The 10,279-nt window shown below is 35.1% G+C and carries 6 protein-coding genes; all 6 read left to right on the top strand.

Features of this window, described 5'->3' with window-relative positions; genetic code table 11:
* The first annotated feature begins 252 nt into the window (after positions 1–252).
* The 6 genes from RT261_RS15740 to RT261_RS15715 all read left to right on the top strand — a co-directional run bounded on the left by RT261_RS15740 (position 253) and on the right by RT261_RS15715 (position 10,266).
* Positions 253–1,188: an ABC transporter permease gene (locus RT261_RS15740; RefSeq protein WP_313133887.1), complete on the top strand. Its 936-nt coding sequence runs from the start codon at positions 253–255 to the stop codon at positions 1,186–1,188.
* Positions 1,189–1,257: 69 nt separating this feature from the next.
* Positions 1,258–2,136 (top strand): carbohydrate ABC transporter permease, encoded by an 879-nt coding sequence (locus RT261_RS15735; protein ID WP_313133886.1) that lies wholly within the window; start codon positions 1,258–1,260, stop codon positions 2,134–2,136.
* A 64-nt stretch (positions 2,137–2,200) separates the two neighbouring features.
* Positions 2,201–3,811 carry an extracellular solute-binding protein gene (locus RT261_RS15730; protein ID WP_313133884.1) on the top strand — a complete coding sequence of 537 codons (1,611 nt, stop codon included), beginning with the start codon at positions 2,201–2,203 and terminating at the stop codon, positions 3,809–3,811.
* 137 nt (positions 3,812–3,948) lie between these two features.
* Positions 3,949–5,373 carry a phosphoglucomutase/phosphomannomutase family protein gene (locus tag RT261_RS15725; protein ID WP_313133883.1) on the top strand — a complete coding sequence of 475 codons (1,425 nt, stop codon included), beginning with the start codon at positions 3,949–3,951 and terminating at the stop codon, positions 5,371–5,373.
* 168 nt (positions 5,374–5,541) lie between these two features.
* The gene (locus RT261_RS15720; protein WP_313133881.1) at positions 5,542–8,256 is read left to right on the top strand and encodes a GH36-type glycosyl hydrolase domain-containing protein; all 2,715 of its coding nucleotides are present in this window, start codon (positions 5,542–5,544) and stop codon (positions 8,254–8,256) included.
* Positions 8,257–8,385: 129 nt separating this feature from the next.
* Positions 8,386–10,266, top strand: coding sequence for a family 20 glycosylhydrolase (locus RT261_RS15715; RefSeq protein ID WP_313133879.1), 1,881 nt, complete (start codon positions 8,386–8,388; stop codon positions 10,264–10,266).
* Positions 10,267–10,279 lie beyond the last annotated feature (13 nt).

The raw sequence follows: 10,279 nt of genomic DNA, 5'->3' as shown, positions 1-10,279 counted from the left end.
CTGAGTTCTCTACACCCCTCCATGCAAAGCGTCCTACTGCAACAAATTTTTATTTCCCAATTATTTAAGTGAAAATATCAGAAAAGAAGAAATGGTAATAGAATGCGGAAATAATACTATTGGCTTTTCCCAGTGTAAATGCCAAGTAGAAGAATTTATACTCTAATATGGAATATTTGTGATTGTAATCTAATAGGGATGCCTTTATGCTATAACCGTAACGTTACAGGAAATACGGACAGAGGAGGCAAAATGTTAGAAAAGAAAAAAACAAAGAATAGAGTTAAGAAGAAAAAAAGTTTAGAAATAATTACGAATAAATGGTTATATCTTATGTTCTTGCCGGTATTTATATGGTACTTGTTATTTGCTTATTTGCCAATGGGCGGGATGGTAATCGCCTTTCAAAAATACGATATCGTAAAGGGAATCTTTAAAAGTGCATGGGTTGGATTAACCAATTTTAAAATCCTGTTTACAGATCCATATTTTCCAAGATTATTTAGTAACACACTTTTACTTAATATATTTGGATTGATATTTGGATTTCCATTACCTATTATACTTGCAATTGCATTTAATGAAATCAGAAGGAAGAAGTTTAAGAAGATAACCCAGACAATCAGCTATTTGCCTTACTTTATTTCCTCAGTAGTGGTAATGTCCATGGTAATTCAATTTGTTTCAAATTCAGGTTTAATTAATATGGTATTAAATAAGTTAGGACATGAAAGCATTAATTTTTTACAGATTCCGAAATATTTTAGAACTATATTTATTACTACAGGAATATGGCAGGGAACAGGATTCGGAGCGATTATATATATGGCTGCACTTGCAGGAATCTCTACAGAGCAATACGAAGCAGCCACTGTAGATGGTGCAGGAAAGTTTCAAAAAATGCTTTATATAACTTTGCCAGGGTTAGCTCCTACCATTGTAATTATGTTACTGATTAATTTAGGTTCCATTCTTAATGTGGGTCATGAACGTATTATCCTTTTATATAATCCTGCTATTTATGAAACAGCAGATGTGTTTAATACTTATGTATATCGGGAAGGACTTGCAAACAGACGTTATAGCTATGCACAGGCAATGTCCATTTTTCAGAATACCGTAGGATTTGTATTAGTGTATCTGGCAAATAAAATTACCAGAAAGTTAGATGGTACAACTTTATGGTAAGAAGATATCAGGAGAGCAAATTTGTGCTGACGCCCAAGTTCGCAGGAGCAGCAGAATGGGGGATTTTTCATGAAACAAAAAATGGGATTTAGTGAAATTGTATTTGTAAGTATTTGTTACATAATAATTATATTTGTTTGTGTTGTAACCTTATATCCCTTCATTTATTTAATATCGGCATCCTTTAGTTCAGCTACCAGTGTAATGAAAAACGAGGTAGTACTGTTTCCGAAGGAGTTTACTACAAAAGCCTATCGGGTGGTAATGGAATACAAAGGGATTTGGTTATCTTATTTAAACACAATATTTTACACCCTTTTTGGTACTTTGCTAAGTTTGACTTTGACTATTTTAGCAGCTTATCCTCTGTCAAAAGAGAGATGGGCACCAAGAAAAGCCATGAGTTTGTTTGTTGTTTTTACCATGTGGTTCGGGGGAGGTATGATTCCTTTCTATTTAGTTATGAGAGGACTTAACTTATTGGATTCCCGGCTTGGAATTCTTCTATACCCTGCAATCAGCGCTTTTTATGTTATCATTTTTAGAACTCATTTTCAAAGCTTGCCAGCTTCATTGGAAGAATCAGCAAAGCTTGAAGGGGCAAATGATGCTCAGATTCTTATGAGAATCATCATTCCTCTTTCAAAACCGATTATGGCAGCGGTAGCTCTTTATTATGCAGTAGGTCGTTGGAATTCTTACTTTTGGGAGATGTTGCTCCTTAGCAGTAATAAAAAATTTCCTGTTCAGGTATTATTGCAGAGAATCATTATATCCAGCCAATTAGGTCAGGATATTGCAAAAGCTCTGACCAGAGGAGAAGCAAGTATACCTACTACCATTAAATTTGCGGCTATTGTAATTACAACAGTGCCAATTATATTAATCTATCCTTTCTTACAGAAATATTTTGTAAATGGAGCGTTGGTCGGCAGTGTAAAAGAATAATAGGTACACATCTTCATTGAATCATAAAAGTATTAAAATAGAATCTTAGAGGAGGATTATGAAAATGTTACAATCTAAAAAAAGATGGATCAGTATGTTTTTGGTATTGGTATTATGTATTAGTATGCTTGCAGGATGCGGCAAGGGAGGTACCGGTAATGGAGGAAAGAAAAATGATTCCGTACAGACCGGTCAAGATGGAGGGAATAGTACGGAACCGGTAGAAATATCCATGTTTGTGCCCAGCCGGTTACCAGAAGCACTTATGAATGAGAACACTTTAACTTTTAAAACTTTGGCAGAAAGACTGAACCTCAAGTTAAATATTGAATCTGTTGTTCATAGTGAATCAAAGGAAAAATTTAGTGTCATTATATCTGGTGGTAAGTATCCGGATGTTATGTCAGGTTCTGTAAGAGATATTAATACCTTTGGTATGTCAGGTGCTTTTATTCCTCTAAATGATTTAATTGAGGAACATGCTCCGAATCTAAAAAAATATTTATTAGACAATAAAGAAGCTATGGCTCAAGTGGCTGCAAGTGATGGAAAGATTTATGTTATTCCTATGCTATCTGCAGTTCGCACTGCAATGGGCTATAATATTCGTCAGGACTGGCTAGATGATTTAGGTTTAGAGGCTCCAGTTACTATTGATGATTGGTATAATGTACTAAAAGCATTTAAAACAAATGATTTGAATGGCAATGGAGCTGGTGATGTTACACCACTAATCTTAGACCGTGCTTGGGAAAACTATTATATGAGCTTTGCGGATGCTTGGGGAATTGAATTAAACCCTAATAACGATTACTGGATGGCAAAGGATGGAGAGGTTGTATTTGCTCCAATTTTACCTGAAACAAAAGAATACTTAGCAACTATGACAAAATGGTATCAAGAAGGGTTAATTGATAATGAATTTATTACCCGGGAAGATACAAACAATTATCATATTTTAAATAATAAAGCAGGAGCAACTTGCTATTGGACCGGTTATGTTGCAGCTCAAAACTATAACAATGAAGTATTAGCCAATGACTCTGATACGAATTGGCAAGTAATTCAGCCACCAGTATTAACTGCAGGGCAGGAACCAAGAACCTTTAGTCAACAGGCAGTAACAGTAAACTATGGTTGGGGAATTTCAAGTTCAGCAAAAAATGTAGTTGATATTATTAAAATGTTTGATTATGTATACAGTGAGGAAGGTTCCTTATTATTTAATTTTGGTATTGAAGGTGAAAGCTATGAAATGGTTGACGGAGAACCAAAATACATGGAATCCATCCTGAATAGTGAAGGTGGAACCATACTTTATAGTAGATTAAATGGTCTTCAAGCTATAATAGGTATGAGACAAATGCCAGAATATGAAGCAGCTTCCTGCATCAATGATGATGTAAGAAAACAGTTATTTGATTATGTTGAAAATGATTATTTCTACCCATTTAACCCTGGCTTAACATTAACAGAAGCAGAGGAAGAAATCTATTCTGTTAAAATGAGTGCGATTAATACATATGTGGAAGAAGAATTAATAAAGTTCTTTATTGGAACCAGACCAATTGACGAGTTCGATAGTTTTGTACAAAGAGTAAAAGAATTAGGAATTGATGAAATGACTACTTTAAAGAACCAGGCTTATGAAAGATACCAGTCTATTGCACAATAATACAATGAAATAGCAGTTAAATTTTAGCTGCTGCAAATATAGGGGGATATTGCATATTTGTTTATTTTGCAACATCCCCTAATTGATGATGGGGATGGGGGTAGGAATTCGTATAGGACAAAAGGAAGGGAAACGGAATGATAAAATTTGGAACAGGTGGTTGGAGAGCCATTATTGGTGAGGAATTCACCAAGGATAATGTTACTTTATTGGCTCAGGGGATTGCATTATATATAAAGAATAAAGATGAAGAAGAGAAAGACGAAGCAGGATTTATAGTGGGATATGACAGAAGGTTTTTATCAAAGAGAGCCGCCATGTGGTTTTGTGAAGTTATGGCGGCCAATGAAATTACGGTCTATCTCATTCGGGATATCGCACCTACTCCATTGATTATGTATACAGTGGATGATTTGAAACTAAAATACGGAATTGCTGTAACAGCAAGTCATAATTCTTATGACTACAATGGAATTAAGCTGTTTGCAGGAGGGGGCAGGGATGCTTCCTTAGAGACAACAAAGGAAATTGAGAACATAGTGAATGGATTGACTTTAAAGGATATTAAAGAGATGGAATTTGAAGAAGGAATCAACCTTGGAAAAATCAAAGAAATAGATCCCTTTAATGATTATATTGATAATATTCTGCAAGATATTGATGTAGGCAAGATCAAGGAAAAACGTTTAAAAGTTTTACTGGATCCTATGTACGGTGTGGCAAAAACCTGCCTTCAAACTGTTTTAATTTCTGCAAGATGTTCCATAGATGTTATAAATGACAGACACGATCCTTTATTTGGAGGAAGACTTCCTTCCCCTTCTGCCGAAACTTTAAATAAGCTAAGAGATATGGTAGTAGACAGAAAATATGATTTAGGAATCGCAACGGATGGAGATGCAGACAGACTGGGTATCATTGATGAGAAGGGTAATTTTATACATCCCAATGATATTTTAGTTCTTTTGTATTATTATCTTTTAGAATATAAAGGTATAAAAGGTGGTGTGGTGCGAAATATCGCTACTACACATCTGTTAGATCGAATTGCCAAAGATTATGGGGAAGAATGCTATGAAGTTCCGGTTGGTTTTAAACATATTAGCCAGGGAATGGAGGAACATGGAGCCATTATAGGAGGCGAAAGTAGTGGAGGCCTTACCATTAATGGGCGTATTCGTGGAAAAGACGGTATTTATTCTGCCAGTTTAATAGTAGAGTTAATCTGTGTTACAAATAAAAAGCTATCTGAGTTATTGGAGGAAATCCATAATAAGTATGGAAAAATGTATATGGAAGAAAGAAATTATGCCTTTTCCCAGATGAAAAAAGAAGAATTGTATCATCTTTTATTTGTGGAAAAGAAGCTTCCTAACTATAAACAGCCAATTAAGAAGATAAGTTATGAGGATGGAATGAAAATCTATTTTGAAAACGATGGCTGGATTATTGCACGTTTTTCAGGAACAGAGCCTGTGTTGCGAATTTATGCAGAGATGGAAAGCAGCCTGGAGGTTTCTAAAATAGCAAATGAAATGGAGCAGTTTTTAAATTTAGAGTAGCCCTAAATAAGATGGATATATGGGAAAACGAATAATCTTAATCATTTCCCAACAATGGATAAGGGAAATACTAATCTCAAAACCTAATTAAAAAATATGTAAATTCAAAAGCATTACAAGGATTTTGAGGTTTAATTGAGATAAGTATAAGAAGAAAGGACGGAAGCTGTGACGGACTATTGGAATCAAATTGAAAGTTATTCAAAGGAATATAGACAGATTATTACACACGGAAAAGAACACATAAGGGAGCATACAAAAAAAGAGCATATAAAAAATGAGCATACAAAAAAAGAGCATGTAAAAAATGAACTTCCGGGAAATACATACTTTCTAAATGATGGAAGTATTTTGTGTATTCCACGTATGGATGGAGATAATCGATTTCCCTATGGAGAGAATGGGTTTAATTTTTGGGCTTATGCTTCTGGCTATATGCATGCCAATGAAGGACTTTTTTCTCCTTTTTTAAGAGCCAAGGAAGGGCAGGAGCCGGGAATTGGTTTTTTTGCAGGGATAAAAGAAAAAGATGATTATGATGTGCTTTCTCTTTTGGCAGTTCCTATGCTGGATGAAAGCAAATTTCATGGTATTGATAGATATACGGTGTTTAATAAGACCTGCGCCTACTATATAACAGAGGCAGATAATATGCGATTTGCCCTTCGAGTATTTGTAGATGAAACAAATCATATGTATTTTTCTCTATTAACTGAGAATCTTAGTAAAGAGGATAAGGAATTATATCTATCTGCCTATTTAAATCCTTTTCTATGTAATAGTGTCTATGAAACATCAGAAAATAGATGGTTTCGAAAAGGAGAATACATAAAAGAAGATAAGGATTTATTAGGTAGATTTGTATTTAGTATCAATGAAGATTTATCCAGAACCTTATCTGTTACCAATTATGGAGTGGTTAATCAAGCTATTACCTTAGAAGGAGGGAATCGTCTTCTAAAAGAAGAAGCCACCACATCAAGATATGAATATGTGGGAGGCTCCTATAGCAGTTTACATTCTTCTAAGCCCTTAAAGCAAGGTAATTTTCAGAATGAAAAGCATATTACGGCCTTTAATGATATAGCTATAGCAGGTGAGATGTTACATTTTAAGGCAGCTCCTCTTTCGTCAATTCGTGTGGACTTAGAGCTTAGTTACCTTGTTCATTCCCATAATGCTGAGGATTATAAAGGTTTAATCAGAAAATTACAACCAGAATATATAGATGCCATGGTAAATGGAAATAAGGAGAAAGAAGAAGCTGATAAGAACCTTTTAGATGTTTCCTTTGGAAAAGGGATTAGGGAAGATTATAATGAATCAGTTTTTACATATTTTTTCGACTATTTAAAGAAACAGGTAGAGTTCTGCTCTTTGATAAAAGGCTATGTACAGTTATCGGAAGGTTCCTTAGTTGGAATTCGAGATGTATTTCAAGCATTAGAAGGAATGCTTTTCTTTAAGCCGGAACAGGCTAAGAATAAGATATTAGAAGCTTTAAGTTTTATTGATCCCAGCGGCCGGTGTCCCAGACAGTATTCTTTACCCATTAATGAACATGCAATGCCGGTAATGGATTTAAGACAATTTATCGATCAGGGTGTTTGGGTGATTAATACGATTATTAATTACATAAAGTTCACAGGTGATTTTAGCATATTAGAAGAAAACTGTGGATATTATGAAATCGTGGATGATAAGAGAAGGATTGTTAAGAAAAGTGAGATTCATGATAGTGTTCTGTCTCATATGCTGCGTATTATGGGATATTTGATACATAACCAGGATAAGATAACGGGATGTATAAAAGCCCTCTTTGGGGATTGGAATGATGCTCTGGATGGATTAGGGGTAAGTATGGACGGCCAGGAAGAATTCGGAAACGGTGTTTCTGTAATGGTGACTTTGCAATTTTATCAAAATCTACAAGATATGATTGAACTTTTAAATTTGCTGTCTTATGAGAAAACCCTTATAGAAGAATATGAAAAGGTAATGGAAACTATAGAAAAAGGTCTTAAAGAGCACGCAGTTATAAAAAATAAGGAAGGCGAGCTTCGTATTGTTCACGGATGGGGGGATAAAAAATCCTATTATGTCGGTAGCTTTTGCGATCCGGATAATGCTTCCAGACATGGTTTAACCTCCAATGCTTTTTGGGTTATCAGTGGCATGTATGAGAAGAATAGAACGATGAAAGAAACTATACTAAATGCTTTTGCCGCCTTAGATTCGCGATTTGGTCTTAAAACCTTTGAGCCTTATTTCTTACCGGGAACACCGGAGGAGTCCCAAGGAAGAGCACTTAGGGAAACCCAAGAAAAAGCTCTTGGGTTTGGACGTATTTACAAATTACCACCGGGAACGGCTGAGAATGGAGCAGCATACATCCATGCAAGTGCATTTGGAATTATGGCATTGTTTATGATGGGAGAGGCAAAAGAAGCATGGGAGCAGCTGATGAAAATACTTCCATTTACCCATGAGAAGGTATCTTGTTCTCCTTATGTTATGCCTAATTCATACGGAGATAATGTAAAACTAAATATCGATGGAGAATCTATGCAGGACTGGCAGACAGGAAGTTCTAATGTTGTATTTAAGATAATTCTTAGATTCGTATTTGGTTTTCAGCCTGAGTATCAGGGATTTTTTATTCAGCCTGCCAATTGGATTCCTTTTAAAAATTATGAGGTGGATATGCTATATCAGGGAAAGCCTTTACATATTACCTATGAGAATAGAGGCGTGGGAAAACGTAACTTTTTAGTAAATGGTAAGTCTGGAGTGACTATATTTGATAATGTTATGAATATAGAGAAATTGTGGGTTGATAAAGAGAATCTGGAGGGTGATATTAAGATTATTATTATAGATTAATTTCTTATAATACAGGTTGTTACCCCTTTAGTATATTTCGGTTATGTTGCAGTCTAATGGTAGAAGAAATTAGAAAAATGGATGAATAAAGTATCTTTTAGAAAATTTAGGAGAGGCAGGAGTGTTTAGATGAAAATTCATTTTAAAGGTATAAGCAAAAAGCAAATGGATGCAATTGAGGAAATAAAAGAACTTCTTGGGATTGAACTAGATACGAAAGGGATTTTGGTTACTGTCTTAAAAGGTAATAAGGATATAAGAATAAAAGAAGAACAGGCAGGTTTTATTTTAGAATATGGAAGAGAGCATCAGTTCATCCGGGCAGTGGGACTTTTAGTGGAGAGCTTAAAAAACAACAAAGATCCTGGACTGCTAGAAGTACCTATTTATGAAAATCTTGGTGTCATGATTGACTGCTCACGAAATGCGGTTCCCAAAAGGGAAGCTTTTGGCAGTTTGGTAAAACATCTTGCATTAATGGGATATTCCACAATTCAGCTTTACATGGAGGATACCTTTGAACTGGCTAAATATCCTTATACAGGTTATCTTAGAGGAAGATATTCAGGGAAAGAGTTAAAAGAAATGGATCATTATGCTTCTATCTTTGGAATAGAGGTAATTCCGGCAATCCAAACCCTGGCACATATGGATCAGGTTTTAAAGTGGGGGGCCATGGAGGAATTAAGGGATGTTGGAGATATTTTTCTCATTGATAGTGAAAAGACTTATGAATATATTGAAGAAATAATTAAGACCATGTCAGAATGCTTTGTGTCAAAACGAATTAATATTGGTATGGATGAAGCGGATATGGTTGGCCTGGGAAAATATTTAGACAATCATGGATATGTAGACCGTATGGATCTTATGATAAAGCATATGAATAAGGTAGTGGAAATTACTAAAAAATATGGTCTGGAACCGATGATGTGGAGCGACATGATATTCAGACTGTTGAACAAAGGCGAATATTATGCGGCGGACAGTGTTTTTGAACAGGATATGGTTAAGAAAATTCCTGATAATCTATCTTTTGTGTATTGGGATTATTATTCGGAAGATAAGAAAACCTATGATGCTATGATAGAGAAACATCTGGAATTTAGTCCTAATATTATATTTGCTGGAGGCGCATGGAGATGGAGTGGATATTCTCCCAATAGTCATTTTAGTGAAAAAGTTGGACGATGTGCCCATGAAAGCTGTAAGGAAAAGGGAATTAAAGAAGTGCTGATTACTTTATGGGGAGATAATGGGTCTGAGTGTTCTTTCTTCTCTATCTTACCTGCTTTGGCTATGTGGGCGGAACATTGTTATAGGGATAAAAGCGATAATCTTCATATGAAGGAAAGATTTAAAACTTGTGTGGGTATGGAATATGAGGATTTTATGAATCTGGATCTTTTAATGCTGACACCGGATAATGAAGGCTCTGGCAGAGTAGTTCTAAATCCCCCTAAATATATTTTTTATCAGGACATCTTACTTGGGCTTTTTGATAAGCATATTGATGGAGATGCTTATAGAAAGCATTTTCATTACTGTATGGAGAGTTTCAATGGTATGAGAAAAAGAAATGAAAGCTTTAACTATATTTTTGAAACCCAATATCAAATGGCAAAAATATTAGAACTAAAGTGTGTGGCAGGAATTGAACTAAGGGAAGCTTATAAAAAAGGAGATAGAGAAACATTAGAAGTTTATGCATCAAAATTACTTCCTAAGCTAATAGAAGATATTAAGGAATTTCTGGCAGTTTTTCATGTGCAATGGTTAAGGGAGAATAAAGTGTTTGGTCTTGATAATATAGACTTGCGTATTGGCGGATTGATACAACGTGTTTCTACTGCTAAATTGAGGATTGAACAATATCTGAATCATGATATTGAAAGGATTGACGAATTAGAGGAAGAATTACTTACCTTTGCAGGAGAAGACGAGGGAAGTCCAACCCGTGTTTCTTATTGGCATTACATGGTTACCCCATCTATACTTAGTCATATTTAAAACTTTCGAATGG

Source organism: Anaerocolumna sp., assembly GCF_032079385.1.
Classification (GTDB): Bacteria; Bacillota; Clostridia; order Lachnospirales; family Lachnospiraceae; genus Anaerocolumna.
The sequence above is the reverse complement of the archived record's forward strand: the minus strand, read 5'-3'. Positions and strand labels throughout refer to the sequence as shown.

Coding starts and splice junctions, on each gene's coding strand:
- RT261_RS15740 (WP_313133887.1), top strand. CDS start 253: ATGTTAGAAAAGAAAAAAACAAAGAATAGAGTTAAGAAGAAAAAAAGT.
- RT261_RS15735 (WP_313133886.1), top strand. CDS start 1,258: ATGAAACAAAAAATGGGATTTAGTGAAATTGTATTTGTAAGTATTTGT.
- RT261_RS15730 (WP_313133884.1), top strand. CDS start 2,201: ATGTTACAATCTAAAAAAAGATGGATCAGTATGTTTTTGGTATTGGTA.
- RT261_RS15725 (WP_313133883.1), top strand. CDS start 3,949: ATGATAAAATTTGGAACAGGTGGTTGGAGAGCCATTATTGGTGAGGAA.
- RT261_RS15715 (WP_313133879.1), top strand. CDS start 8,386: ATGAAAATTCATTTTAAAGGTATAAGCAAAAAGCAAATGGATGCAATT.